The sequence below is a fragment of the Rhodococcus sp. 114MFTsu3.1 genome, assembly GCF_000383555.1.
Lineage (GTDB): Bacteria > Actinomycetota > Actinomycetes > Mycobacteriales > Mycobacteriaceae > Rhodococcoides > Rhodococcoides fascians_E.
In genome coordinates this window covers 36,463-62,828 of record NZ_KB911561.1, presented here as the reverse complement: position 1 = coordinate 62,828, position 26,366 = coordinate 36,463, and the positions used below count along the sequence as shown (strand labels likewise).

Annotated in this window: 23 protein-coding genes and 1 tRNA gene; 6 read left to right on the top strand and 18 right to left on the bottom strand. The window is 64.2% G+C overall.

Features of this window, described 5'->3' with window-relative positions; all coding sequences use genetic code 11:
- Window positions 1–43: 43 nt before the first annotated feature.
- Window positions 44–114, bottom strand: a tRNA-Cys gene (locus H292_RS0124540).
- Between the two features lie 115 nt (window positions 115–229).
- On the opposite strand from H292_RS0124540, the gene H292_RS0124535 reads away from it, so the two are divergent.
- Entirely contained in the window at window positions 230–763 is a 534-nt protein-coding gene (locus H292_RS0124535; RefSeq protein WP_026348155.1) for a MarR family winged helix-turn-helix transcriptional regulator, read from the top strand.
- A 77-nt stretch (window positions 764–840) separates the two neighbouring features.
- The gene (locus H292_RS0124530) at window positions 841–1,692 is read left to right on the top strand and encodes a hypothetical protein (RefSeq protein ID WP_231383920.1); all 852 of its coding nucleotides are present in this window, start codon (window positions 841–843) and stop codon (window positions 1,690–1,692) included.
- On the opposite strand, the gene H292_RS0124525 is transcribed toward H292_RS0124530, so the two are convergent.
- The 7 genes from H292_RS0124525 to H292_RS0124495 all read right to left on the bottom strand — a co-directional run bounded on the left by H292_RS0124525 (window position 1,682) and on the right by H292_RS0124495 (window position 10,752).
- Complete coding sequence (locus H292_RS0124525) at window positions 1,682–2,458, bottom strand: enoyl-CoA hydratase (RefSeq protein WP_019667249.1); 777 nt, start codon at window positions 2,456–2,458, stop codon at window positions 1,682–1,684. The genes H292_RS0124530 and H292_RS0124525 overlap by 11 nt on opposite strands.
- On the bottom strand, window positions 2,455–3,363 hold the full coding sequence (gene mmsB / locus H292_RS0124520) for a 3-hydroxyisobutyrate dehydrogenase (RefSeq protein ID WP_020113149.1): 909 nt from the start codon (window positions 3,361–3,363) through the stop codon (window positions 2,455–2,457). Before mmsB ends, H292_RS0124525 begins: the two co-directional genes overlap by 4 nt.
- Complete coding sequence (locus H292_RS0124515; protein ID WP_020113148.1) at window positions 3,360–4,457, bottom strand: enoyl-CoA hydratase/isomerase family protein; 1,098 nt, start codon at window positions 4,455–4,457, stop codon at window positions 3,360–3,362. Before H292_RS0124515 ends, mmsB begins: the two co-directional genes overlap by 4 nt.
- Window positions 4,454–5,593, bottom strand: coding sequence for an isobutyryl-CoA dehydrogenase (locus tag H292_RS0124510; protein WP_019667246.1), 1,140 nt, complete (start codon window positions 5,591–5,593; stop codon window positions 4,454–4,456). The genes H292_RS0124515 and H292_RS0124510 overlap by 4 nt, the downstream gene beginning before the upstream one ends.
- A 3-nt stretch (window positions 5,594–5,596) precedes the next feature.
- The gene (locus tag H292_RS0124505) at window positions 5,597–7,102 is read right to left on the bottom strand and encodes a CoA-acylating methylmalonate-semialdehyde dehydrogenase (protein ID WP_020113147.1); all 1,506 of its coding nucleotides are present in this window, start codon (window positions 7,100–7,102) and stop codon (window positions 5,597–5,599) included.
- An 81-nt stretch (window positions 7,103–7,183) separates the two neighbouring features.
- Window positions 7,184–7,936, bottom strand: coding sequence for an SWIM zinc finger family protein (locus H292_RS0124500; protein ID WP_020113146.1), 753 nt, complete (start codon window positions 7,934–7,936; stop codon window positions 7,184–7,186).
- A complete protein-coding gene (locus tag H292_RS0124495; RefSeq protein ID WP_020113145.1) occupies window positions 7,936–10,752 on the bottom strand; it encodes a DEAD/DEAH box helicase in 2,817 nt (938 codons plus the stop codon). The genes H292_RS0124500 and H292_RS0124495 overlap by 1 nt, the downstream gene beginning before the upstream one ends.
- A 142-nt stretch (window positions 10,753–10,894) precedes the next feature.
- On the opposite strand from H292_RS0124495, the gene H292_RS0124490 reads away from it, so the two are divergent.
- The 3 genes from H292_RS0124490 to H292_RS0124480 all read left to right on the top strand — a co-directional run bounded on the left by H292_RS0124490 (window position 10,895) and on the right by H292_RS0124480 (window position 13,419).
- Complete coding sequence (locus tag H292_RS0124490) at window positions 10,895–11,800, top strand: NADP-dependent oxidoreductase (RefSeq protein WP_020113144.1); 906 nt, start codon at window positions 10,895–10,897, stop codon at window positions 11,798–11,800.
- A gap of 115 nt (window positions 11,801–11,915) precedes the next feature.
- Complete coding sequence (locus tag H292_RS0124485) at window positions 11,916–12,584, top strand: HNH endonuclease family protein (RefSeq protein ID WP_037140428.1); 669 nt, start codon at window positions 11,916–11,918, stop codon at window positions 12,582–12,584.
- A gap of 16 nt (window positions 12,585–12,600) precedes the next feature.
- On the top strand, window positions 12,601–13,419 hold the full coding sequence (locus tag H292_RS0124480; protein WP_020113142.1) for a shikimate 5-dehydrogenase: 819 nt from the start codon (window positions 12,601–12,603) through the stop codon (window positions 13,417–13,419).
- A 172-nt stretch (window positions 13,420–13,591) separates the two neighbouring features.
- Here H292_RS0124480 and H292_RS27505 read toward each other — a convergent pair whose 3' ends face one another.
- From H292_RS27505 to H292_RS0124460, 4 genes are all read right to left on the bottom strand, one after another.
- Entirely contained in the window at window positions 13,592–14,467 is an 876-nt protein-coding gene (locus tag H292_RS27505; protein ID WP_020113141.1) for a LysR family transcriptional regulator, read from the bottom strand.
- A 2-nt stretch (window positions 14,468–14,469) separates the two neighbouring features.
- Window positions 14,470–15,972, bottom strand: a complete 1,503-nt coding sequence (locus H292_RS0124470) for a carboxyl transferase domain-containing protein (RefSeq protein ID WP_020113140.1) — start codon at window positions 15,970–15,972, stop codon at window positions 14,470–14,472.
- Entirely contained in the window at window positions 15,969–17,168 is a 1,200-nt protein-coding gene (locus H292_RS0124465; RefSeq protein ID WP_020113139.1) for a CaiB/BaiF CoA transferase family protein, read from the bottom strand. The genes H292_RS0124470 and H292_RS0124465 overlap by 4 nt, the downstream gene beginning before the upstream one ends.
- Window positions 17,169–17,319: 151 nt before the next feature.
- Window positions 17,320–18,693 carry an SLC13 family permease gene (locus H292_RS0124460; RefSeq protein ID WP_020113138.1) on the bottom strand — a complete coding sequence of 458 codons (1,374 nt, stop codon included), beginning with the start codon at window positions 18,691–18,693 and terminating at the stop codon, window positions 17,320–17,322.
- Window positions 18,694–18,887: 194 nt separating this feature from the next.
- Here H292_RS0124460 and H292_RS0124455 point away from each other — a divergent pair, with 194 nt between their 5' ends.
- Window positions 18,888–19,586, top strand: a complete 699-nt coding sequence (locus H292_RS0124455; RefSeq protein WP_027499061.1) for a FadR/GntR family transcriptional regulator — start codon at window positions 18,888–18,890, stop codon at window positions 19,584–19,586.
- Between the two features lie 465 nt (window positions 19,587–20,051).
- Here H292_RS0124455 and H292_RS0124445 read toward each other — a convergent pair whose 3' ends face one another.
- Genes H292_RS0124445 through H292_RS0124420 form a run of 6 tightly spaced genes read right to left on the bottom strand, consistent with a single transcriptional unit; the run spans window position 20,052 to window position 26,348 of the window.
- On the bottom strand, window positions 20,052–20,552 hold the full coding sequence (locus H292_RS0124445) for a ribose-5-phosphate isomerase (protein WP_020113135.1): 501 nt from the start codon (window positions 20,550–20,552) through the stop codon (window positions 20,052–20,054).
- A gap of 3 nt (window positions 20,553–20,555) precedes the next feature.
- Window positions 20,556–22,280, bottom strand: coding sequence for a dihydroxyacetone kinase family protein (locus tag H292_RS0124440; RefSeq protein ID WP_027499060.1), 1,725 nt, complete (start codon window positions 22,278–22,280; stop codon window positions 20,556–20,558).
- Window positions 22,281–22,288: 8 nt separating this feature from the next.
- Window positions 22,289–23,404, bottom strand: a complete 1,116-nt coding sequence (locus tag H292_RS0124435) for an ABC transporter ATP-binding protein (RefSeq protein ID WP_019667191.1) — start codon at window positions 23,402–23,404, stop codon at window positions 22,289–22,291.
- Window positions 23,405–24,529 (bottom strand): ABC transporter ATP-binding protein, encoded by a 1,125-nt coding sequence (locus tag H292_RS0124430; RefSeq protein WP_019667190.1) that lies wholly within the window; start codon window positions 24,527–24,529, stop codon window positions 23,405–23,407.
- Window positions 24,530–25,396: a carbohydrate ABC transporter permease gene (locus H292_RS0124425; RefSeq protein ID WP_019667189.1), complete on the bottom strand. Its 867-nt coding sequence runs from the start codon at window positions 25,394–25,396 to the stop codon at window positions 24,530–24,532.
- 4 nt (window positions 25,397–25,400) lie between these two features.
- Window positions 25,401–26,348: a carbohydrate ABC transporter permease gene (locus H292_RS0124420; RefSeq protein WP_019667188.1), complete on the bottom strand. Its 948-nt coding sequence runs from the start codon at window positions 26,346–26,348 to the stop codon at window positions 25,401–25,403.
- Window positions 26,349–26,366: the final 18 nt, after the last annotated feature.

Here is a 26,366-nt window from a genome sequence, read left to right as displayed (position 1 = left end):
AGAAAAGCGGAACCGCCAGGCATGTCGCCTGGCGGTTCCTTCGAGCGAGCGACGGGATTCGAACCCGTGTAAACGGCTTTGCAGGCCGGTGCCTAGCCACTCAGCCACACCCGCATCGAGGACAAGAGTGCCCCAGTGAACCCGATGTGACCATGGTTCTGCTCAGCGTGATTTCAAAGCCACGGCAGACGACGGCGCCCAGGCCGGATGCCATGGGAGGATGGACGGCATGTCTGCTTCGTCGCCGCTTCCACTCGATCCCATTGCAGAGGCCCACCGTCAGTGGACCAAGCATGGATGGGGCGACGTCGCCGACGGGATGGCCGCGGTCACGTCGCTGATGCGCGCGCAGCAGATCATGCTCGCGCGGGTCGAGGAAGTGCTGAAGCCGACTGGTTTGACGTTCTCGCGCTACGAGTTGTTGACGTTGCTGACCTTCACCAAGACCGGTGCGATCCCGATGGCAAAAGCAAGTGCGCGCCTGCAGGTCCACCCGACGAGTGTCACCAATGCGGTGGATCGGCTGGAGACCGCCGGGTACGTGCGCCGGACGCCGCATCCGAGCGACCGACGCACCACCCTCGTCGAAATCACCGACAGCGGCCGCGAACTGGCGGTCGATGCCACCGAGAAGCTCAATGCGCAAGTGTTCGGCAAGCCCGGTCTGGCGAAGGACCGGTTGACGTCGCTGGTGCGAATCCTGGCCGAACTGAGGCGCACCGCTGGCGATTTCGAGGACGACGGGGCCACTGCGGCCTGGTGAATCGCGCTCGCTCACCCGTTTCATGATCAAATGGTCACCGGGTGTGGCGGGGGCCGCTCCCAGGTTGGAGCAAAGCAGTGTTGGTTGTGGGTGTAGGCGCGGGCGCACACGGTGCGCGCGCAATCCTGACGTATCTCGACAGTCCTCATCGCGCGCCGGTGGCGTCGCGTACCGTGCGTCGGCGACGAGGTCAGTCGTTGGTGTCCACGATCTCCGACGGGGTGTCCGCCCTGCATGCGATCGCCGCGAAACTGTCGCTACCGGTGCAGTATTCGGCCATCGCGTACCGGCTGGCCGAGGAAGCCGACGCTATCAGCGCCCACCGTGATCCGCGCTACGCCCAACTCGTGCACGAAACCGCGGCGCAGCTGCGTTACCTTCGGTTCACCGGAACCGTTCCCGCGCACGGCTCGACGGTGCTGTGCGATCTGGGGAGCACCGGTATGACGGTGTCCGTGCTGGATCTGGCCGCGGGCAGAACCGTCGCCGCCCGTCGAACAGAGACGTTCTGCGGTGACGACCTGGACCACCTCGTTCGCCGACATCTCGCCGACCACGGAGTCCGGACGGACATCGACTCGTCCCGCGCACTCAAGGAGCGGCTCAGTGACGGCGGAGTGGTGAGCGCACACGATCCCGACGGCGCCGGCCACCACGTGCTGACGCGCGGCGACTTCGACGACATCATCGCCGGTCCGGTGCGCTACGCGACGATGGTGGTGGAACAGACGATCGAACTGTCCGGCACCAAACCTGCGTCCATCGTCCTGCTGGGTGGAGGCGCCAACGTCACCTCGATCGGCGCGGCCTTCGAGAAACGCCTGCGTCTGCGGACGGTGGTGCCGCAGCGCCCCGAGCTCGTGTCGGCCCGGGGCGCCGCGTTGCTGTCCACGATCAGTGGTGCAACCGATCAGCAGTTCAGCGATTGACGAACTTGGCCTGACGCTTCTCCACGAACGCGGCCATGCCTTCCTTCTGATCCTCGGTCGCGAACGTCGAATGGAACAGGCGACGCTCGAACCTGACTCCCTCGGCGAGCGACGACTCGAACGACCGGTTCACGGCGTCCTTCGCCATCATCGCAACAGGAAGCGACATCTCCGCGATCGTGGTCGCCGTGGCGATGGCGTCGTCGAGCAGGTCGGCTACCGGGACGACACGAGAGACGAGGCCGGCTCGCTCGGCCTCCTCGACCTTCATGTTCCGCCCGGTCAGCACCATCTCCATCGCCTTGGCCTTGCCGACCGCACGAGTCAGACGCTGCGAACCACCGATTCCGGGAATGACGCCGAGCTTGATCTCGGGCTGGCCGAACACCGCGGTGTCCGACGCGATCAGGACGTCACACATCATCGCGAGTTCGCACCCACCGCCGAGTGCATAACCGGACACCGCCGCCACGATCGGCGTTCTGGCCGCGGCGAGACGATCCCACGCCGTGAAGAAGTCGTCGAGGTAGACGTCCATGTAGGACTTGGGCTGCATCTCCTTGATGTCCGCCCCGGCAGCGAAGGCCTTCTCCGAACCGGTGATGAGGATGGCGCCGATGTTCTCGTCACGATCGAGTTCCTCGACGACCGAGACGACCTCGTGCATCAGCTGAGAGTTCAAAGCATTGAGAGCTTTCGGTCGATTCAGGGTGATGATGCCGACGCGCCCACGACGCTCGAGCAGAATGGTCTCGAAATCCGTCACTGTGCTGCTCCTGTCGAACGCTCACGAATGTCGTTGATGATGCCGGAGAAGTCGACATCGGTACCGCCGCCGGACGTCTCCTTGAACTTCGCGTAGATCTCGGCGGCCTGCAACCCCAGAACTCCCTCGACACCGTTGTCGCGCAACGCATTGGCAGCGAGACCGAGGTCCTTGTCCATCAAAGCAGCGGCGAATCCCGGCTTGTAGTCGTTGTTCGCCGGCGACGTGGGGACCGGGCCCGGAACCGGGCAGTTGGTGGTGAGCGCCCAGCACTGACCGGACGCCGTCGACGCAACGTCGAACAGAGCCTGATTGCTGAGTCCGAGCTTCTCCCCCAGCACGAACGCCTCGCTGATCGCGATCATGGACACGCCGAGGATCATGTTGTTGCAGATCTTGGCGGCCTGACCGTTACCGGCCTGCCCGCAGTGCACGACCTTGCGGCCCATTACATCGAGAAGTGCTGCTGCCGAGGCGAAGTCCTCCTCCGAGCCACCGACCATGAACGTCAACGTCCCCGCAGCCGCCCCGCCGACTCCGCCGGACACCGGCGCGTCGAGACCGCGGTGGCCCCCGTCGTCGATCAGCTTGTGCGCGGCGTGGGCGTCGGCGACATCGATCGTGGAACTGTCGATGAACAACGTGCCCGGCGCCGCCGCCGGCAGCAGATCCTTGTACAGATCGAGGACAAGCCGTCCGTTCGGAAGCATCGTCACGACGATGCCCGCGTCCTTCACTGCCGCCACCGCAGAGTCGACGACGGTCACCCCGTCGGACTCGGCCTGCGCCAATGCCGCCGGGACCAGATCGAAGCCCTGCACCGTGTACCCGGCCTTGACCAGATTGGCCGCCATCGGGCCGCCCATGTGGCCGAGACCGATGAAGCCGATCGTCTTCTCACTCATGTGTTCTTCTCCAGTCCCATCGGCCGTTTCTGCAGGCTCCACTCCAGCCCCAGTTCCCTGTCACCCAACGATGCGAAGTACCGATCGACGTCGGCGTCGGTCACGTCGGCGAGCGTCGCCGGCGACCACTTCGGGTTTCTGTCCTTCTCCACGACCTGCGCGCGGATGCCCTCGACGAGATCGTGTGATTCGAGGCTCGCGAGCGAGACTCGATACTCCTCGTTCAACACCTCCTCGAGCGACGACGCCGTAGCCGCGTGCCGCAGCGAGCGCAAGGTCACCTTCAGCGAGACAGGCGATTTCGATTCGATGTCGCCCGCAGCTTTCTCGGCGTCGGGTATCCCGCTGCCGCGCAGTCCGTCCACGATGGCCTGGACACTGTCTCCTGCGTAGTACCTGTCGATCCACTCACGTGATGCATCGAGCGTCGACGCAGGTGCTTCTTCGGTGAACTCGTCGAGAGCGTCGGACAATTCACCGGATTCCAGGGCGACGTAGAATTTCTCCAGATTCTCCGACGGCATGTAGTGGTCCGCAAATCCTGCTGCGATCGCGTCGCCTGCGTCCATGCGCGCCGTCGTCAGGCCGAGGTGGGTGCCGAGTTCTCCCGGCGTCCGCGCGAGAAGGTACGTGCCGCCGACGTCGGGGATGAATCCGATCCCGACTTCCGGCATCGCGATCTTCGATCGCTCGGTGACGATTCGGACGTTCCCGTGAGCGGACAACCCGACGCCGCCGCCCATGACCACACCGTCCATGATGGCGACGTAGGGCTTGGGGAATCGAGCGATCGCCGCGTTGAGGACGTACTCGTCGCGCCAGAAGTCCTTGGACCCGCTGCCGCCCTCTTTGGCGTCGTGGTAGATCGAGACGATGTCACCGCCCGCGCACAGACCACGTTCGCCTGCGCCGACGAGCAGCACCAGATCGATAGCGTCGTCGGCCGCCCACTGGTCGAGCTTCGGCGCAATCTGCTGCACCATCGCGTGATTGAGCGCGTTGATCGCCTTGGGGCGGTTCAGCGTGATCCGGCCGACTCCGCCGGCGACGTCGAACAGCACTTCTGCTTCGGATTCGGTAACTGCCTCGGTCATGCTGCTCCCACTATCGAGCGAGCCACCACGACTCGCATGATCTCGTTGGTTCCCTCGAGGATCTGGTGCACACGAAGATCGCGGACGATCTTCTCCACACCGTATTCCGCGAGGTAACCGTATCCACCGAGCAACTGCAGCGCAGCGTTGGCGACCTCGAAACCCGTGTCCGTGGCGAATCTCTTTGCCATCGCACACAGTTCGACCTTGTCCGCCTCGTCGTTCTGCAGTGCGTCGGCGGCGCGCCAGAGCATGGTGCGTGCAGCTTCCAGTTCGGTCTTCATGTCCGCCAGCCGGAACTGCAGAGCCTGCGAGTCCAGCAGCCGGGCACCGAACGCCTTGCGTTCGAGGAGATAGGCAACGGCCTTGTCCAGTGCGCTCTGCGCCCCGCCGATGGAGCAGGCTGCAATGTTGAGCCGGCCACCGTTGAGTCCGTTCATCGCGATGCGGAAACCGTCGCCCTCGTTACCGAGGACGTTGGCGGCCGGGACGCGAACGTCCTCGAAGATGACCTGGCGTGTGGGCTGGGCGTTCCACCCCATCTTCTTCTCGTTCGCCCCGAAGGACAGGCCGGGCGAATCTTTGGGCACGATGATCGCGGAAATTCCCTTGGGACCCGCAGTGCCCGTTCGGACCATCACGACGTACACGTCCGACGTACCTGCACCGGAGATGAACTGCTTGACGCCGTTCAGCACATAGTCGTCACCGTCGCGAACAGCCTTGGTACTCAAGGCCGCCGCGTCGGACCCCGCACCGGGCTCGGTGAGGCAGTAGCTGCCCAGCTGGTCCATCGAGCACAATCCCGGCACCCACTGGCGACGCTGTTCGTCGTTGCCGTAGGTGTCGATCATCCACGTCACCATGTTGTGGATGGAGATGTAGGCCGCGATCGACGGATCACCCGTCGCGAGCTGCTCGAAGATGCGGACCGAATCCAGCCGCGTCAAGCCGGACCCACCGACGTCCTCACCGATGTAGATACCGCCCATTCCCAGACCGGCCGCCTTGCGCAACACGTCCACCGGGAAGTGCTTGTTCTGGTCCCATTCGACTGCATCGGGAGCGAGGAACTCGTCGGCGAAATCCCGTGCGGTTTCGTTGATCGCCTTTTCGTCTTCGGTCAGTGTGAACATGCGTCAGTCCATGTTGGGGATGACGAAGTGATTGGCAGCTTGCTCCTTGGTGCCCGACGGCCACCGCTGCGTGACGGTCTTGGTCTTGGTGTAGAAGCGCACCGAGTCCGGTCCGTGCTGGTTGAGATCGCCGAAGCCGGAACGCTTCCAGCCGCCGAACGTGTGGTACGCGATCGGCACCGGAATCGGGACGTTGACGCCGACCATGCCGACCTGCACGCGCGAGCAGAAGTCGCGAGCAGTGTCGCCGTCACGGGTGAAGATGGACACGCCGTTGCCGTATTCGTGCTCGGTCGGCAGACGCAGTGCGTCCTCGTAGTCCTCGGCGCGCACCACGATGAGGACCGGTCCGAAGATCTCTTCCTTGTAGATGCGCATGTCCGTGGTGACCTTGTCGAACAACGTTGCACCCGCGAAGAATCCGTTCTCGTGGCCCTCGAGCACGAAGTCCCGGCCGTCGACGACGAGCTCGGCTCCTTCGTCGATCCCGATCTGGGTGTAGTCGTTGACCCGCTTCAGCGCGTCGCTTCCGACGAGCGGCCCGAAGTCCGCGGCCTCGTCGTCGGAGCGGCCGATCTTCAGCGTCGCGACTCGTTCCTTCAGCTTGGCGACGAGTGCATCGGCAGTCTCCTCACCGACAGGAACGGCAACCGAGATGGCCATGCAGCGCTCGCCCGCGGAGCCGTAGGCAGCACCGAGGAGGGCGTCGGCGACCTGATCGAGATCGGCGTCGGGCATGACGAGAGCATGGTTCTTGGCGCCCCCGAAGCACTGCGCGCGCTTGCCGTTCCTGGCGGCTTCCTCGTAGATGTACTGCGCGATCGGAGTCGACCCGACGAAGCCGATGGCCTTGACGCGATCGTCGTTCAGCAGCACGTCGACGGCGTTCTTGCCGCCGTTGACGACGTTGAAGATGCCCGGCGGCAAACCGGCTTCGAGGAACAGCTCGGCCAGCTTGAGCGGTACCGACGGGTCACGCTCGGACGGCTTGAGGATGAACGCGTTGCCGCACGCAATGGCCGGGCCTGCCTTCCACAGCGGGATCATCGCCGGGAAGTTGAACGGGGTGATACCCGCGACGACGCCGAGGGGCTGGCGCATCGAGTAGACGTCGATTCCGCCGCCCGCGCCTTCGGTGTACTCACCCTTGAGCAGGTGCGGGATACCGACGGCGAACTCGACGACCTCGAGGCCGCGCTGGATGTCGCCCTTGGCGTCGGCGATGGTCTTGCCGTGCTCGCTCGACAGCAAGCGAGCGAGCTCGTCCATGTCGCGGTTGATGAGCTGCAGGAACTTCATCAGCACGCGGGCGCGGCGCTGCGGGTTCCACGTCGCCCACTCGCGCTGCGCCTGCTCGGCGTCGGCGATGGCCGCCTCGACCTCGGCGTCACTGGCCAGCGGAACGAGCGCCTGAACCTCGCCGGTATTGGGGTCGAACACGTCGCCGAAATTCCCCGACTCTCCGGGAACGTGCTTGCCGCCGATGAAATGCGTGAGTTCGCGAGCCATGGAATCCGTCCTAACAGGTACGAGAATGAAGTGTGCTCATCCTATAGTCGGACTTCCATGTATGTCCAGCACGTGAGCGGGTCAGAGCCGGTCGTACAACGCCCGCAGCTCGGCAACAGCCCGGCTGACCTCGGCCTCGTTGGACCCGTCGGCTCGGAAGACCTTGCGCAGGATCAGCGGGTCCAGGTCGTCCATCGCCGGCGCCGACGTCGGTTTCGGAAGAGCCGGCAGTCTGGCGTCGTCCCCGAACCAGTCGCCGGAATCGAGTTCGTCGTCGCCGTCACCGACGCCCTCGATCAGTTGATCCAAATCGACGCCGCGGAGCGTCAGAATTGTCGCGGCGGACGCATCGACGTGTTCGGCGGCGATGTACATCAACGCAGCCGCATGCTTGCACGGCCAACCGTCGTCGGGGCAGGTGCAGTCGAAGTCCAGCTGACCGCGGTCGTGCGGAAGAAGAATCGACGCCAGTGCCTGTGGGATCGAGTTGGACGCCAGTTCGGCCAACATTCCTGGGTTGGATGCGACGCGGCTCATCAGCGCCGAGATCTGACCGTCGGTCAGCGGATCGACGGTGATCGACGCCGAGAACGGTTCCAGCTGGCTGCCCTGAACCTCGCCATAGATCTGGCCGCGTTCGACACCGAGATTGAGCACCTGCCCCTGTCGCGCGTACGTCCGGCCACGGGCGATTCTGCCCGGATCGGCCAGGTCCTCCATGGCGGTGACGAAGTGCCTCCCCCACCAGGTCTGGCCGAATGCGCCGCGCTTGTTGCGGGACTCGATGCCGCCCTTGGCTTTCCGACGCTTGCCGTACTGACTGAAGTCGACCATCACTCACCTACCGCGTCTTCGCTGAGACGAAACAGTTCGTGCAGTTCTGCGGTATCCATCTCGGTCACCCAGTTCTCGCCGGTGCCGACGGCGAGATTCGCGAGGTCTTGTTTGGAGTGCAACATCGAATCGATGCGCTCCTCGACCGTTCCGACGCAGAGCAGCTTCTGCACCGAGACATTCTTGCGCTGGCCGATCCGGAAGGCGCGGTCGGTCGCTTGGTTCTCGACCGCCGGATTCCACCAGCGGTCGAGGTGCACGACGTGGTTGGCTGCGGTGAGGTTCAGCCCGGTTCCACCTGCCTTGAGCGAGAGCATCATGATCGGTGGGCCGCCGTCGGCCTGGAAGGCCTCCACCATCGCATCACGCTTCGATTTGGTGACGCCGCCGTGCAGGAACGGCACGTCGGTGCCGAACCTTTCCGCGAAGTACGGCGCGACGATGTCGCCGAACTCCCGAAACTGCGTGAACAGCAACGCTTTCTCGTTCTCCCCGAGGATCGAATCGAGCATGTCCTCGACGAGGCCGATCTTTCCGGAGCGATGGTGCCCGCGCTTGAGCACCGGCGAGCCGTCCGACAGGAAGTGCGCTGGATGGTTGCACACCTGTTTCAGCCTCGTCAGCGCAGACAGCACGGCGCCCTTGCGCTTCATTCCCTTGGCGTCGGCGATCTGGGCCATCATCTCGTCGACGACGGCCTTGTACAGGCCCGCCTGCTCGGCGGTGAGGTTCGAGCGCACCGTCATCTCGTTTTTCTCCGGAAGATCGGAGATGACGGCGGGATCGGTCTTGACCCGTCGGAGAATGAACGGAGAGGTGATGGCGCGCAGGCGTGTCACCGCGTTCTCGTCTTTCTCGCGTTCGATGGGAACGGAGAAGCGCTTGCGGAAATCCGTTGGTCTGCCCAGCATTCCAGGGTTGGCGAAGTCGAGGATCGAGCGGAGCTCGTCCAGTCGGTTCTCGACGGGCGTTCCGGTGAGGGCGATCTTGTGCTCGGCCGGAATGGCGAGAGCCGCCTTCGCCTGCCCCGTACCCGAGTTCTTGATGTGCTGCGCTTCGTCGAGCACGACCCGACGCCACGTCCGCTCCGCCAACTGCGCCCGATCGCGCGCCATCAGTGCATACGTCGTCACGACGAGATCGTGCGCGGAAATGGCGTCTCGAAGTTCGTCACCGCTCAACCGCGCCGCACCGTGGTGAACCATCACGCGTAGGCCGGGGGTGAACTTCGCGGCTTCGCGCTGCCAGTTTCCGACGACCGACATCGGCGCCACCAGAAGCGTCGGCGTCGTACTCCGTTCGTGCGCGAGCAAGGTGAGGACCTGCAGAGTCTTGCCGAGCCCCATGTCGTCGGCGAGTACCGCTCCGAGTCCCAGCCTGCTCATGAACGCCAGCCACTCCACACCACGCTGCTGGTACGGCCGCAGGGTTGCGTTCACGCCCGGTGGAAGCGGAATCGGCTCCGGGCTCGCTCCCGGCTCGAGCAGCGCCTTCGCCCATCCCGTCGCCCGGATGTCCTGAACGGACGCCGGAGGCGGATCGGCAAGGGTCATCTCGCGCATCAGCTTGCCGAGCGGGGTCCCGTCGCCGTGGTGCTCGGCGACGTATTTGGCGGCGCGGGCGAGTTGACCACCGTCGGCGAGCACCCACTGCCCGCGCAGACGCACCAGGTCACCCTTGGACACGGCCAGGCGATTCATCTCGGCCTCGGTGAGGACCATGTCGCCGAGCTGAAGTTGCCAGTCGTAGGAGACCAGTTCCTCCATGCCGACGGCTCGGTCGGCGGCGGCCTTGGTCACCGCGGGTGATTCCACCCGCAAGCGCATCGACGGATCCAGCCGCGTCCATGCCCGGGGCAGCAGCACCGTCGTTCCTGTCGCCTGCAGTGCCGTCGCACCGTGCTCGACAAGATCGATCACCACCGACGTGGGCAGCAGGAGATCCAGCGTGCCGTCCTCCGACGGCAGATCCCGCAGCCGCGGGTACGCCGCCACGGCCTCGCCGAGCTTGCGCACGGCTGTGGAGAGCAGGGTCGCGTCGACGCGGCGGTTCATCGGAACCGGCACGGGCGCTTCACCGTCGGCGCGCAGACACACCTGCAAGGTCCAGAACGCTTCGCCGAAATCCGCAGAATCTTCGGGCTCGTCGTCGGTGGGTTCGAGCAATCGCAGTACCAGCGACGGCTCGTCGACGGTGAGGGCTTCCCGCCACTTCTCCAGCAGAGTCGACGCCTGCTGAGTGCCTTCCACGTAGGGGTCGTCCAGAACGAGGGCCGACAGCAGCGGGTGTTCCGGATAGGGTCTGCCCAGCACCGACCTGACGATGGGATCGGTCAGCTCGGCCAGCATGTCGTCCAGGATTGCCTTGGGTCTGTGTGCCGCACGCTGCACGGACGGCATGGCCGCGGCGAGTTCGCTGGCCCAGGCCCGTTGGCGCTCCCCGCCCACCAGACGCCACCTCGGCCACCACGTCCCTTCCAGTCGGACGAGCGAGGGTACGACTCTGCCTGCGCGCGCCCACCGCTCGATGCCGTGCGCGACGTGCGCCAGATACTGCAGATCACCTGCGATCAGCGGATGCGGCGTGATCCTGAGCAGCAGGTCGGCTGCATTGAACGGCACGAGCGCGATCGCGGGAACGCTGGCCGTCGGGGGCCGCCCCCCGTCGGTCGGCGGGAACGTGACCTCGACTCGGTGACGAAACGGTCTGCCGAGTACCTGCGCGAGCGCGGCAGGTAGAGCGGGCTCCGTACCGGTGGTGACCTCGTCGTCCCACAGCGCCAACCCGCTGCCGGGAGACCAGAGACCGTGAAGCACTCGTCCATCCAACCAGGGTGCTCGGTCACGGATGGGCGTGGTGTGCCGGTTGCCGCACCGTGCGCGGGGTCCGTGCGACGCCGACGGGCGAGAAATTGCACACCTCGCCCACCGACTACCGGACATTTGGCACAGTGGATGAATGATCGCTTATGGGTTCAGTGAGTACGGAGGTCCCGAAACCGAGTATTTCCTCGACGTGCCGATTCCAGACCCCGGACAGGGACAGGTGCTGGTAGCGGTGCATGCAGCCGGGGTGAACCCTGCCGATTGGAAGGTGCGGGCCGGCAACCGCAAGGACACCGTACAAACGTCCCTACCGGCAGTTCTCGGCCGTGAGGTGTCCGGCACGGTGGTTCAGGTCGGTACCCATGTGGACGGTTTCTCGGTGGGCGATCGAGTGTTCGGATCCACCGCGGCCGGTCACGGCGGGTACGCGCAGTACACGGTGCTGAACGCGTCCAGCGCCGCACACAAGCCCGATGCCGTGACGTTCGCCGCCGCCGCCACGCTGCCGGTTGCGGCAGGTACGGCCTACGACGGTGTCGACCAGCTGGGCCTCGCGAGCGGTTCGACGTTGCTGGTACTCGGCGCGGGCGGCGGGGTCGGTTCCGCCGTGCTGCAGATAGCCAAGGCGCGCGGTCTGAACACGATCGGCGTGGCCGGCACGGGCAAGCAGGAGTGGGTGTCCGGCCTCGGGGCTCGTTTCGTCCCCTCCGGCGAGCACTTCGCCGACGCCGTGGACACCGTGGTGGACGGCATCTTCGATCTCGTCGGCGGGGACACATTGAAATCGGCGGTATCGCTGACCAAGCCCGACGCACCTGTCGTCAGCGTCGCGGATCCCGTGCTCGCGACGTCCCTGGGCGGGTCGGGCGTGCACCGCAGGCGAACCACGGAGGCGTACGAGGCCGTGGCCGACCTGGTGGCCACCGGTGTGCTGACACCTCGGATCGACCAGACCTTCCCGCTCGAGCGGGCAGGTGAAGCGCTCGCGACGGTGGAGAGCGGCCACGCAACCGGCAAGGTGATCATCGAAGTCGGCTGAGCAATCACTGTCGGTGGGGTGCGGCACAATCGTGTCCGGATAGACCGAGTACGACGATTGGGCGTGTGTGAAGAAGCTGCGTGTGGCGCTGCTGTTGCTGGTGGCCGCTCTGGCCATGACTGCATTCGGGTCCTGCGACAGAGCGTCGATTCCAGGTTTCTCGCCGCCTCCCCCGGCGCCGGGTAGTCCCACACGAGTGCAGATCGAGGATCTACTTGCACGGGTTCAGGTGGTCGCGGACAGGCCCGACAACCCGGGATACGAGCGGGGCTGCAAAAGCGGGGAGGGCTGCGTGTTCGGTCCGGCGTGGACCGACGATTACGACGGGCCCGGCGGTCACGACGGCTGCGGTACCCGCGACAACGTCCTGGCGCGTTCCCTCACCGAGGTGACGTTCCGCGACGGGACTCGGAACTGCGTGGTCACGTCGGGGGTTCTCGCGGACCCGTACTCCGGTGAGTCCGTCGAATTCGTCAAGGCCGACGCAGGCAAGATCCAGATCGACCACGTCTACCCACTGTCCGCGGCCTGGGACATGGGCGCGAACGCATGGACACCGGACAAGCGAGTCCAGTTCGCCAACGACATCGACTTCAACCTCCTTGCCGTGAACGGGCCCGACAATCAGTCGAAGAGCGACTCCACTCCAGCGCAGTGGCTACCACCCAACGCCGCGTACCGATGCTTCTACGCGGGCAAGTATCTGTCCGTCGCGGCGCAGTACGCGCTGCCGATCACACAGGCGGACCAGCGCGCGCTCTCGTCGGTGGCGCAGAACTGCTGAGAGTAAAGTCCGAACGATGTCCTCGCGCAGCTTCCTCGACCGTGAAACACAACTGTGCATGTCGCTCTCCGGTCGCCCGAGCAACATCGGTACCCGTTTCCACAACTACCTCTACGACGAACTCGATCTGAACTTCGTCTACAAGGCCTTCACGACGACGGCTCTCGCTGCCGCGATCGGAGGCGTCCGCGCTCTCGGAATCCGCGGGTGCGCAATCTCGATGCCGTTCAAGGAAGACGTCATCGCATCGATCGACGTGATGCACGATTCCGCGAGCGCCATCGAATCTGTCAACACCATCGTCAACGAGAACGGCGTACTGCACGCGTACAACACCGATTATCAGGCAGTCGCGAATCTGCTTGCGTCATCAGGCTTCTCCACCGACTACACGGTTTCGGTGACCGGTAGCGGAGGAATGGCCAAAGCCGTCGTTGCAGCACTTCGTGATTCGGGATTCACCCGAGGCACCGTCGTCGCCCGCAACGAAGTCACCGGTCCGGCTCTGGCCGCCGCCTACGGATACGAGTGGTCGGCCCGCACCGTCCAGGCCGACCTGCTCGTCAACGTCACCCCCGTCGGAATGGCGGGCGGCCCCGACGCCGATGCCTCCCCCTACTCCGACGAGCAGATCCACGGCGCCCACGCAGTGTTCGACGTAGTCGCCATGCCGTCGGAAACGCCGTTGATCGTAAAAGCCCGGGCCGCAGGCAAGCCCGTCATCACCGGCGCCGAGGTCATCGCACTTCAAGCCGCCGAGCAATTCGTCCTCTACACCGGCATCCGGCCGACGAACGAGCAAATCCAGCGAGCATCCGAATTCTCGCGGAGCTAGCCCAACGACCGTGCAGGGTTGGCCTGGGGAACGCTTGATATTCGCACTCCATCACACGGTGACTTCAGGACAATCGAACGTAACGTCCGTGCAGGCTGGAGCCTGTATCGAGGCTATCGGGCCGATCGATTCCGAAACAACGCCCTCGGTAGTCCGCATGGTCGGTATCCCCCTACACGTAGGTACCGCGATTCCGGGGCAACTCCCAACGAAAGTGTCGTTCGATGTAATCGTTCAGCGCGGTTGTCGGGGCGTCGGCGGGCCCGGAGTGTTCGACGACGAAATCGACCGAGGGAAGCTCGGGAAGGCGAGTGGCTTCTTCCAGACCACCAGGAATCGACGTGGACGCGTACACGCTGTACCCCACGCCCGCGAGTGACGCCAGGTGTGCCTCGCGGCGCGAGCACACCTCGGTCGGTGTTCGATAGCCGTAGCCGCCGAGATTCAGCACCTCGATTGCCGCGTCGCGGACCCAAGTGGGTGGGAGATAGACGACGACGGACTCGCGGGAGCGGGAAGGACATCTCGAGTGAGGAGCCCGAGCCCATACGAGTCGGTCGTGACCGACGACGGTGCCGGCGGAACTTGCAGGTCGACAAGCCATCAGTGCGGAGTCGATGTCGTGCGTGCCGAGACGACGCCGGAGTTGCTGGGCGTCGTCGTCGACCACGAGTTCCAGCGTGACATCGGGGTGTTCTTGTCCGAAGTTGCGAAGCACCACCGGAACAGGCCCCGCCAGTAGATCCTCGGTTGTCCCGAATCGAACACTGCCGGACGCACGAGGTGCGGAAAAGAAGGTGGTTGCTGCCTCGTGCGCCGCGAGTATCCGTCCTGCATGTTCGGTCAGGACACCACCCGCGGCCGTCGTCGTCACCCTTGTTCTCCGTCCGGAAGACCGAAGAAACAAGGTTTGCCTCGTTGCGTGTTCCAGCCGAGCTACATGACCGCTGACCGTCGACTGACGCAGACCGAGGGTGTCGGCCGCAGCCGTGAACGAGCCTGTACGTTCGACTGCGAGGAACGTTCTGAGGAGGATCGGGTCGAGCATGTTCAGGTAGTTGCCGACGTGCAGCCGATTCGGTTGAACCGTTTTTCTCGCGTGATGCGCCGCATCTCCGGGTCTTGCCCGACCAGGTCGGCGAGTTCGCGATGAAGAGCGACCCCGACTCGATCGCAGAATTGTTGCGATTCTTCTGCGGCATCCGGCAATTCGGGAATGACGAGGTCGACGATTCCCGCGTCGAACAGATCCAGTGATCGCACTCCTTGCTTGGTCGCCATGTCAGCGGCGTGCGCGATGTCGCGGTGAACTATTGCGCTTGCCCCCTCCGGAGGCAACGGCGAAAGCCATGCGTGTTGGGCCGCCAGCACGCGGTCGGCCGGCACGAGCGCAAGAGCCCCTCCGCCGGTCCCCTGGCCCAGAAGCAACGAGACGGTCGGGGTGTCCAGATCGACCATATCGGCTATGCACCTGGCTATTTCACCGGCCAATCCGCCTTCCTCCGCCTCCTTGGACAGAGCCGCCCCCGCGGTGTCGATCACCGTGACAAGTGGGAGTTCCAGATCCTGCGCAAGTCGCATACCGCGTCGCGCCTCGCGCAGAGCCGCAGGACCGAGCGGCGTCGTCGCCGTTTGGGTCCGACGATCCTGACCGAGCAGGACGCACGGCATGTCACCGAAACGTACCAGCGCGAGAATCAACCCGGGGTCGGCTTCACCCTGACCGGTTCCATTGAGCGGCAACACGTCCGCTGCGGTGTTGAACAAAAGTTCGCGAACTCCCGGGCGGTCCGTCCTACGCGATGCGAGTACGGACGTCCATGCCGGTACGTCGTCGATTTTCCATTCCGACGTATGGGAAGTGCGCGCACGGCAGGAGGGCGGGTCGGAAATGATGCGCAGTGCACGATCGACTATTTCGGCGAGTTGCTCGGGCGCTCGGATCGCGTCGACGAGACCGTGTGCCTGTAGGTTTTCCGAGGTCTGCACGCCCGCGGGGAACTCGGCATCGTAGAGCGCCTCGTAGACGCGTGGCCCGAGAAAACCGATCAGGGCACCTGGTTCGGCGACGGTGACGTGACCGAGGGAACCCCAGGACGCGAAAACCCCTCCCGTGGTGGGATTTCTCAAGTAGACGATGTAGGGCAGGTGAGCGGCCTTGTGTGCGGTGATGGACGCAGTTATCTTCACCATTTGCAGGAACGCCACGGTGCCCTCCTGCATCCGCGTCCCACCCGATGTCGGAAGCGCGAGAAGCGGTAGCCGCTCCGCAGTGGCCCGGTGCACTGCAGTCACGAGCCGCTCGCCCGCAGCCACACCGATCGAACCCGCCAGGAACGAGAATTCGCACACCAGAATGGCGACTCTGCGGCCCCGGATAGTGGCGGATCCTGTGATGACGGATTCATCGAGCCCGGTCTTTTCGCGGGCCGCTGCCAATTCCTCGGCGTACGTCTCGTCGACGACGTACTCGACGGCAGGTGTATCCCATGAGTCGAAACTGTCTGTGTCGACGACGATGTCCAGCAGTTCGTGCGCTGTCATTCTGGTCATCGGATCGCTTCTTTCAGCCATGCTCGGACGAGTTCGTCGTCGGCACCGAGGACCGGCGGGGCAAGGTGGCGGGTTTCGGTGACCTCGGTGCCGTCTGATTCGAAGAAGCGCAGGGGTGGTCCGGGGAGCGTGACGGTTCCCAGCGTTTCGTGTTGGACGTCGACCAGCAGACCTTGAGATTTGGTCTGCTCCCACTCGTAGACTTCCTGCAGGTTGCGTACTTTTCCTGCGGGAACACCGATCTCGTCGAGAAACTTCAACAGAGGTTCGGTCTCGTAGGTTCCGAAGATCTTCGATACCAGTTCGATGACCTCGAGACGCGACTCGACGCGCTGTGGGTTGGTTGCCATGCCTTCCAGATCAGGGTCGATGCCGAAGCCGTCGCAGAACCGGTGCCACAGTCCTTCGCTGCCTACTGAAATCTGAACTGCACCGTCCGCGGTGGGAAAGAGGCCGTAGGGACAGATGGACGGGTGATGATTCCCCTGCGCCTGACCTACCTCGCCCGCAACGGTCCATTTCGTCCCCTGAAAGGCGTGCACACCTACGATGCTGGCCAGCAACGAGGTTCGTACCACCTTGCCGCGTCCGGTGCGATCACGCTCGCGAAGTGCTGCGAGAACACCGAAGGCTCCGTACATGCCGGCGAGGAGATCGGCGATCGGGATTCCGACCCGCTGGAGATCGTCGGGTCCGGAGCCGGTCAACGACATCAGACCCGCCTCACCTTGCGCGATCTGGTCGTACCCCGAACGCCCGCCTTCTGGGCCGTCGTGCCCGAATCCGGTGATCGAGAGCACCACGAGACCGGGGTTGATTTCGGCCAAACGAGCGGGCGAGAATCCGAGCCGGTCCAGTACGCCGGTCCGGAAGTTTTCCAGCAGCACGTCGGCCTGCTCGATCATGTCGTGCAATGCCTCTCGGCCGTCGTCGGTCTTGAGATCGAGGGCGATCGATCTCTTGTTCCGGTTGGCCGACAAGAAGTACGTCGACTCGCGATCCACGCCCTCCGGGGCGACGAACGGTGGGCCCCAACCTCGGGTGTCGTCGCCGCCTTTCGGCGTTTCGACCTTGACGATGTCGGCGCCGAGGTCCCCCAGCATCATCGACGCGTGCGGTCCGGCAAGGGCGCGCGTCAGATCGATGACCACCGTTCCTTCGAGTGGTCCGGTTCTGCCTGTCGTGTTGAGCGGCATCGAAATCAACTTCTTCCGGGTGCGAGAGCGAGAGGTAACCTTGGCCTAGTGGCCCAGTGGCCTAGCCAATTTAATTGGACCAGCGATGCGAATGGATGTCAAGAATGTGTCCGCGACGCTTTCGGTAGGTCGCGACACACTGCGGAGGCCGCTACAGCCAACCGGGCACTACCAGCAGTCCCCAGGCAATGATCGGACCGAGTACCACAACGAGGGCGCTGTACTTCAGGATCTGTTTGTAGAACACGTCCTTGTCGATGCCTTGTGCGTTGGCCAGGACAAGAGCTCCGTTGGTCGAGAATGGGCTGACATCGACGATTGTCGAGGAAATGGCAAGTGCAACAATGACTCCCACGGCGCCTACTTCGCCGGCGAGCAGGAATGGGACCGCGAGCGGAATGGTGACACCGAGAATCGCGGTCGAGGAGGCGAACGCGGAAACAATGGCACCGATGTAGCACAGAAGCAACGCGACGAGGAGAGGTACTCCGATTCCCGCTACCGCGTCACCGACATACCCGACCGTTCCGGCTTTCTGTAGCACCCCGACAAATGTGAGCACACCGCCGATCAGGAGGACCGTCGACCAACTGATCTGATTGATCGCCCCTTTCTGCGCCTTCGGCGAGGCCAGAGCAAGGACTACCGCAACCGTCATGGAGATGAAACCGACATCCAGGTCCAGGATCAGCGAGAGCACCGCCAAGGACGCCAGGCCGATGAGCGTCAGAATCTGATCGAAGGTGACGGCCTTGACCGCAGTCGCCAACGGCGGGGCGTTCTCGACCGTCACCGTCTGGCCCGAAGGCTTCGGCGTACTCGATCCGAACCCACGCATGACCGTCGAGCGGCGTGCGCCACCGCCGACCCCGCCTGTGTCGCCGTCGGGACGGGTGCCGTCGTCGTCGTGCACGCTGCGGCCGAGCAGCGAGCGACCACCCAGGAACACGAACAGGGCGGCACCGATTGCAGCATTGAAGATGAAGCTACCGAGGAACAGTGTCAGCGGGCTGTTGGTGAGTCCGGCGTCGGCGGCGATGCCGTTGACCGTGACTCCGTAGATACTGATCGGCGAGAAGCCGCCGGCCTGAGCTCCGTGAATGACCATCATGCCCATGAGCAGGGCGTTGATCTTGTAGCGGGCAGCGAATCCCAGCGCAATCGGAGCCACGATGGCGACCGCGGCGGGCCCGAGTGCCCCGATCGACGTGAGCACCGCGGTGATGCCGAACATCACCCATGGAATCAGGGCGACGCGCCCCCCGACCAGGCGTACGGCACCCCGGACAAGTAAGTCCACTGTGCCGTTGTTCTGCGCTATCGCGAACAGGTAGGTGATCCCGACCAAGGTCAGAAACAAACTGCTCGGGAATCCGCCGATGATTTCGTCGGTACCCATACCCACGGCGAGGGTACCGACGAAGAACGCTGCCACGAAGCCCAGCGCACCCATGTTGACGGGGAACACCGTGGCTGCAAGGAACATGACAACAAGAGCAAGGATTGGAATCAGCTCGGTCGACATCGAGGTCTCCGGTTCATCTGTGGCGTCACCGAAGCGGTTGCTTCGGGTGCGCAGTGGCCAATTGGACTAGCCACTGGGTCAATAAGGACTCAACCAGTGAAGTGGATCACTTGTCAACCCTCGATGTGCTCGTCGTTACTACCGAGCGGTCCGTTAAACTTGTAGGCCTAGAGGAACAGAGAGCGAGTGACACAGTGGCTGAGCAAATTCGCCCGGTGGCCAGGCCGCGGTTGTACGAAGTGATCGTCGAACAGCTCTGTGCACACATCGTCGATCGCGACATGAAGCTCGGCGATCGACTTCCCGCCGAACGCGAACTCGCTGCGCAACTCGGCGTCAGTCGAGCATCCCTCAGCCAGGCACTCGTCGCTCTCGAGGTTCAAGGCATTCTGTCCGTGCGCCATGGCGACGGAGCAGTACTGGTTCGACGCCCGGTGGGAGATATCGCAATTCGTGCACTACGCGAGCATGCCGACCGACTTCCGGAGGTTATCGAAGCCCGAGAAGCGCTGGAAGTGAAACTAGCGGAATTGGCCGCACAGCGTCGCAGCGACGCGGAGATGGCTGCCATCGATCACGCACTGTCCGTGATGGCGACCGAGATCACCGGCGGCGACCGCGGCGTGTCAGGCGACGAGATGTTTCATCGCTCTATCACCGACGCTGCACATTCCCCTCTCCTCGCACGCCTCATGGGCGAAATCGCGGAACTGATCCGCGAAACACGCATCGAATCCTTGTCGCAATCCGAGCGACCGAAAGCATCGCTCGAAGGCCACCGCCGAATCGCCGAAGCAGTACGAGCGCAGGATCCGACCACGGCAGGCAGAGCCATGGCCGACCACATCCGCCTCGTCTCCGACGTTGCACTACTGCGAACCAGCGAGGCATGAGGTAGACCTCCGCGCACTGCACCACCGACCGAAACGCTCGTGACACGGTCGAACCCACACCGATGGTCTGGTGGCCGTCGATTCCGGCAGACCAGGCGAGATCGGTGACTTCCGAAGTAATGAAAGGTGTCCCGGGGCAGCTCTGTACGGGTGTTCGTAACCGGGACGAGTCCACCGGCGGCCGCACCAATCGTCTAACCGTACAGTCGACTCCTCGCAGTCCAACCGATCTGGTGCGCAGCGTTGTGGACCTTGTTCGAGGCGATCAGCATGCGTCCTGTCGGGCAATGGACCATCGGCTGCGCACTGCTCGCGTCGATCGAAATACCAAGTCTCGTCGTCTACATCCGACTGCCCACGGTTCGCTGCGCACGGCAGGAATAGGTTGCCAAAAATCCTTGAGGGTCGTTCGAGACCCTCTGCGCGACGGCGGGTTTGCCGCCCCGCCGTCGCATCCAGTTCTACTCAGTCGCACACCGCTTTCGCTGCGTCCTCCGCGGTTGCGAGGGAACCGGTTTCGTATTCTCCGATTGCCGCGACCTTCGCTGCTGATGCCGATGTCGGGTCGAAGGTGTAGCCCAGCCATTCCCTTACCAGGCGACGCGCGAGTTCGATTCCGATGACACGCTGGCCCATGCACAGCACCTGGGCATCGTTGCTGAGTACGGCACGCTCGACCGAGAAGCTGTCGTGTGCCGTGACGGCCCTGATACCGGGAACCTTGTTGGCGCTGATGGCCACTCCGAGACCGGTGCCGCACACCAGCAGCGCACGGTCGGCCGACCCGTCGGCGATCATGCGTGCCGCGGTGACGGCCACGTGCGGGTAGGCGGTGTGCTCGTCGGTTCCGACGCCCACGTCGGCGACCGATTCGACTCGATCGTCCTTCTCCAGATCGGCCAACAGTGCTTGCTTGTACTGCAGTCCGGCGTCGTCGCATCCGACGACGATTCTCAGCTTGCTCATGATCTACGTTCCTTGCTTCGTGAAGAGTTCGGCGACGGTGGCGACGCACATGCTGAGCGACACCGCGCCCGCGTCGGGGGTCCCGACGCTTTTCTCGGCCAGGGGACGTGCTCGTCCCACCTTCGGACGGAGTTCCGCGGTGCGCTGCGCAGCGTCACCTGCCACGTTCACTGCGTCGGACCACGCAGTCCGCCAGTCACTTCCGCCGGCCACGGCTTTCTCGACGGCGCCGACGAACGGGTCGAGAGCGTCGAGCATGGTCTTGTCTCCCAGCGATGCACCACCCAGGGATGTCAGGGCGTCGTACCCTGCTCGCAGTGCTTCGGCGACGGCCGCGTCGTCCGGTACGCCGTTGTTGCCCAGTCTGTTTCCGATGGCTGTCAGTGCGGCACCCCACAACACTCCGGAGGTTCCACCTGCTTTCGCTGCCCATGCCGAGCCTGCGGCCGCGAGCACCGATCCGGTGCCGCCGTCTCGGTTGACGGCATCGTCCGCGGCTTCACGTGCAGCAGCCGTCCCCTTCACCATTCCTCGGCCGTGGTCGCCGTCTCCCGCGACGGCGTCAATGCGGCCGAGTTCGTCCTCCGCAGCAGCCATTCTCTCCGCCAGGGCTTCGAGGGACGATGCCACGAACCGAGCGCACTCCCGCGAATGTTCGTCGGACTCCGGCATTACCGCGGACGCAGCCTCGGCCACGTCGTCGGCCGACCTCCGCTCCCCTGTGTCTGCAGCGACAACTCCCTTGCGATAGGCGGGAGTGTCCGCCGGCGCGGTCCAGAACCTCTCGAGTTCCTCGTCGAGCCACATGACGGTGAGCGAGCAGCCTGCCATGTCGAGGCTCGTGACGAGTTCCCCCACTTCCGGGTCGACGACGGTGTATCCGTGCTCGCGTAATCGTCGTGACACCGTCTGCCACACGACGAACAGTTCCTCGTACTTGGTTCGGCCGAGCCCGTTGAGGATCACCGCGATGCGCTCGCCGCTGCCTTCGGGCTTCTCGGCGAGCACGCCATCGACGAGCAGGTCCGCAAGCTCGGCGGCCGTCGGCATGTCGTGGGAGGACACCCCGGGCTCTCCGTGAATACCGAGACCGAGATCCATCGTCCCCTTCGCCACCGTGAACAGTGGGTCCTGGGCACCGGGCATCGTGCAGCCGTCGAAGGCCACGCCCAGCGTGCGGGTGGCGTCGTTCGCGGCGATTCCGACCCGCTCGACACCGTCCAGGTCGTATCCCTCGTCGGCAGCGGCCGACGCGCACCGGAACACCGTGAAATCACCGGCGATGCCGCGCCTCTTGGCGATCTGATCCTTCGGTGCGCTGGCGATGTCGTCGGTGACGGCGAGGTATCGAGCGTCGATTCCCTCGGCTCGCAGCTTCTGCACCGCGAGACCGAAGTTCATGACGTCGCCCGCGTAGTTGCCTGTCGTCAGCAGCACTCCCCCGCCGCGCTCGACTGCACGAGCCACCGACGCGGCGTCATCGGCCGATGGCGAGGTGAAGATGTTTCCCACCACGGCACCGTCGGCGAACCCACGACCCACCACTCCGCAGAACGCCGGATAGTGCCCGGACCCGCCGCCGACGACAACCGTGGCCTTGCCCTCGGGTGTTGCCGTCGCGCGCACCACCCCGCCGGGGACACCGACGACGTACCGCGAGTTGGCGTCGAGGAATCCGTCGAGCATGTCCTCCATGAACGACGCTGGGTCGTTGAAAAGCCTTGTCATGACTGGTCCTATCGGAGTCTGAGACCGGATTCGCGGTCGAACAGGTAGATGCGTTCGGCCGGAGCGGAGAGCGCGCATCGATCGTGGCTGCGGTAGCTTTCGCGTGCGGGGGTCTGCACCAGAAGTTCGCCGCCGCCTGCGACGGAAATTTTCGCCTGGCCGAACTCCATCAGGTGTTCGAAGTAGTCCACCGACGCCGCGATCTGCCCGTCACCGGCCACGCCCGCGACGATCGACGCGTCCTGCGGGCGGATACCGACCTTGACGGATGTGCCGTCGGAGACATCGGTGACGTTCACCGACAGTGTGCCGTCACCGATTTCGACGACACTGGACGTTCCCGAACGACGGACGACACCGTCGAGAACGTTGATCTGCGGCTCGCCGACGAACCCTGCGACGAACAGATTGGCCGGATCGTCGAACACTTCGTCCGGAGTGCCGAACTGCTGAATTACTCCGCCGTCCATGACCGCCAAGCGGTCCGCGAGGCTGAGCGCCTCGACCTGGTCGTGGGTGACGACGATCGTGGTGTACCCGAACTCGCGCTGCAACATCTTGAGTTCGCGTCGAACCCGTTGGCGTGCAGAGGCATCGAGGTGCGAGAGCGGCTCGTCGAGGAGCAGCACCGGAGGGTTCCGAACGAGGGCCCGCGCCAATGCGACGCGCTGCTTCTGCCCACTCGACAGTCCTGCTGGACGCAGCTCGAGCAGATCCTCCATCTCGAGCCTGCGAGCGATGGAGTTCACGAGCTCGTCGGCACCCTTGACCTTGCGCGCCTTCAACCCGTACGCGAGGTTCTCACGAATGGACAGCGGCGGGTACAGCGCGTAACTCTCGAATCCGACCCCGACCTCACGTTTTCCGGGCGGAAGGTCCGTGATGGTCCGGTCGCCGATGCGGATCTCTCCACTCGTGACCGTCTCCAGGCCCGCGATCATCCGCAGAGTCGTGGTCTTGCCGCATCCGGACGGGCCGAGGAGCGCAATCAGTTCACCGGGCTCGATGGTGAGATCGATACCCTTCACGGCCTTGAATTCTTCCCGCCCACGCGACGAGTAGGTCTTGACCAGGTTGTCGAGCGTCAGGCTCTGCGCGACGGTCGTGGTGTGTACGGCAGTCATCTACTGCTCCTTGCTGTCTGCCGCGCCCAGGCGACGAGTTTCGACGTCCGACGCCCCGTCGGTGCCGTCGAAGATGTGGATGTCCGACGCGTCGACCGACACGGTCACCGTCGCACCTTCGGTGATGTGACGTCCGCCCTTCGACAACGCGATGAGAGTGGTTCCGCCGAGATCGACGGACACCTCGACGTCGCGTCCGAGACGTTCGGCGAGTACGACGGTGCCCTCGAAGTTCACCTTCCCCGGCTGCGTCGACGCCTGCGCGAGCACGTCGACGTCGCAGGGCCGAATGCCGATGCGCGCGTTATCCCCTCTCGACAGCATTGCCGGAGCGGACACCTCGATGCTGCTTCCCAGCACGCGCAGCGATCCGTCGTCGACGGTTGCGTCGTAGAGGTTGATCTCGGGCTGACCGAGGGCCTTGGCGACGAACGTGTCCGCCGGTGTACGCCAGATGTTCTCGGGAGTATCGACCTGGACCACACGCCCCTCGCGGAGGATCGCGATGCGATCTCCTAGGGCGAGGGCTTCCTGATAATCGTGGGTGACGTAAACGGTGGTGGTCTTGGACATCTCACCCAACTGCCTCAGTTCGACGCGCATGGCCGCACGAAGCTTCGCATCGAGGTGCGAGAGGGGCTCGTCCAGCAGGTAGACGTCGGCCGGACGGACCAGCACGCGACCGAGCGCGACACGCTGACGTTGACCGTTGGACAGCTCGCGCGGAAACCGCTTCAGCAGGTGGTCGATACCGAGAGTCGTCGTCACGGACTTGATGCGTTCGGTCTGCTCGGCTTCGGTGTACTTGCCGGTGCGGCCGGACTTCAGCGGCGATGCCAGGTTCTCCGACACGGTCTTCTGCGGGTACAACGCGTAGCTCTCGAACGCCATCGCGACGTTGCGGTGGTACGGCTCCACAGCTGTCATGTCCGTGCCGCCGATGTGGACGGCACCGTCGTCGACCTCGACCAGTCCTGCAATGGACTTGAGCGTCGTGGTCTTGCCCGCCCCGGACGGACCGAGGATGACGAAGAACTCGCCGTCCGCGATGTCGAGATCGAGTCCGTCGATTCCGATCTTCTTGCCGTACTTCTTGCTGAGTCCTTTGACTGCAAGCTGTGCCATCTAGGATTTCACCGCCCCGAACGAGAGACCGCGAACCAGGTAGCGCTGAATGGTGAGCGCCAGGATCAGCGGTGGGAGTGCTGCGATGACTGCTGCCGCCGCAGTGAGGTTGTAGTAGGCCTGTCCGCCACCGCCGAGGTACTTGGTGATCGCGACGGTGACCGTGCTGGCGTTGCTGTCGGACAGGATGAGCGGGAAGACGTAGTTGTTCCACGCGAAGATGAAGGCCAGCAATGCAGCTGCAGCGATGCCCGGACGCACCAACGGAAGAGCGACCATGACGAACGCCCGCGAGCGGGTGTACCCGTCGAGAAGCGCGGCCTGTTCCAGATCCTCCGGCAGATCCTGGAAGTAGGAGCGCAGGATCCACACGACGAGCGGCATGGTCACCAACTGCAGCACCCAGATCATGCCGACCTTGGTGTCGAACAACCCGATCTGGTTGTAGATGACGAACAGCGGCACGATCACCATGAGCTCGGGCGCGAATCGGAACGAGAGCATCTGGAACATCAGATCGTTGCTGCCCTTGTACTGCCAGCGACCCGCCGCATAGGCGGCGGGGATACCGATGACGAGCGAGACGATGACCGCGCCGCCGCAGTTGATGAGGCTGGTGAGCAGAGACGACGTGAAATCGACGCTGGTGAGGTCGGTTCCGCGTTGGCTGAGCACGGTTCCGAAGTTCTCGAACGTCGGCGTGAAGGAGAAGTACGTGCTCGTCTGCTCGGCGTCGGACTTCAGCGCCAGTAACACCATCCACACGATGGGGAACAGCGAGAACACGAACCACACCAGCAGTACGACGTCCGCGGCGACCGAGGCCGGGGTGAACCGGCGCTGCCCTGGAAGCAATTCCTTTGCCATGATGTCAGTTCTCCGCTCCAGCGGCGCGCCGCTGTGCTTTGCCGAGCACGCTCACGAGGAAGCGCGCGGTGATGAACACGAGGATCCACAGCAGGAACATGTAGGTGCTGCCGCGGGAGTAGTCGAGGTTGATGATCGAGTCCTCGAACGCACCGATCTGCAACGAACGGGTCGCGACACCCGGCCCACCGGCCGTCAGAACCCATGGCACGTCGAAGAACTTGAGGTTGTCCATGAAGCGGAAGATCACCGCGACGAGGATGTACGGCCACAGCATCGGCAACATGAGCCGGCGGAACATGTAGAACCAGCTCGCGCCGTCGACCTCGGACGCTTCGAACGGTTCCTTCGGCAGGGAACGGATGCCGGCGAGAACGAGAATCGCGACGAACGGCGTGAAGATCCACAGGTCGACGAGGATCACCGAGAACAGCGCGTTCTGACTGCTCAACCAGTCGAACGTGTTGCCCAGTCCGAGAACGTGATTCAGCACACCGAACTGCGGGTTGAACATCAGCTTCCACACCACCGCGGCGATCACCGGCGCGATCATCAGCGGAAGGATCAGCACCTTCTCGAAGATGCGGCCGACGATCGACGACCGGTTGAGCAGCAGCGCGATGATCACGCCGATGACGGTCTCCACGATGGTCGCCACCACTGCGAACGTGCCCGTGACGCGCACGCTCGACCAGAACTGCGCGTCACCGAGAACGCTGGCGTAGTTGGCGAAGCCGACGAACACCGGGTTCGGGTTCACGGCAGCGTAGTTGAGGAACGAGTACCACGCGCCGACGAAGAACGGGTACAGAATTCCGACGACGATCAGGACGGCGGGAACCGACAACAGATACGGACGCAGCCGACGACGCCACCGCGGCACCTCGGGCTTGGCCGTGGAACCCGGAACAGGCGCGCCCGTCGAACGCGAAGGCTCAGTGCGCGTGGCCATGACGTACCTCTTTCTGAA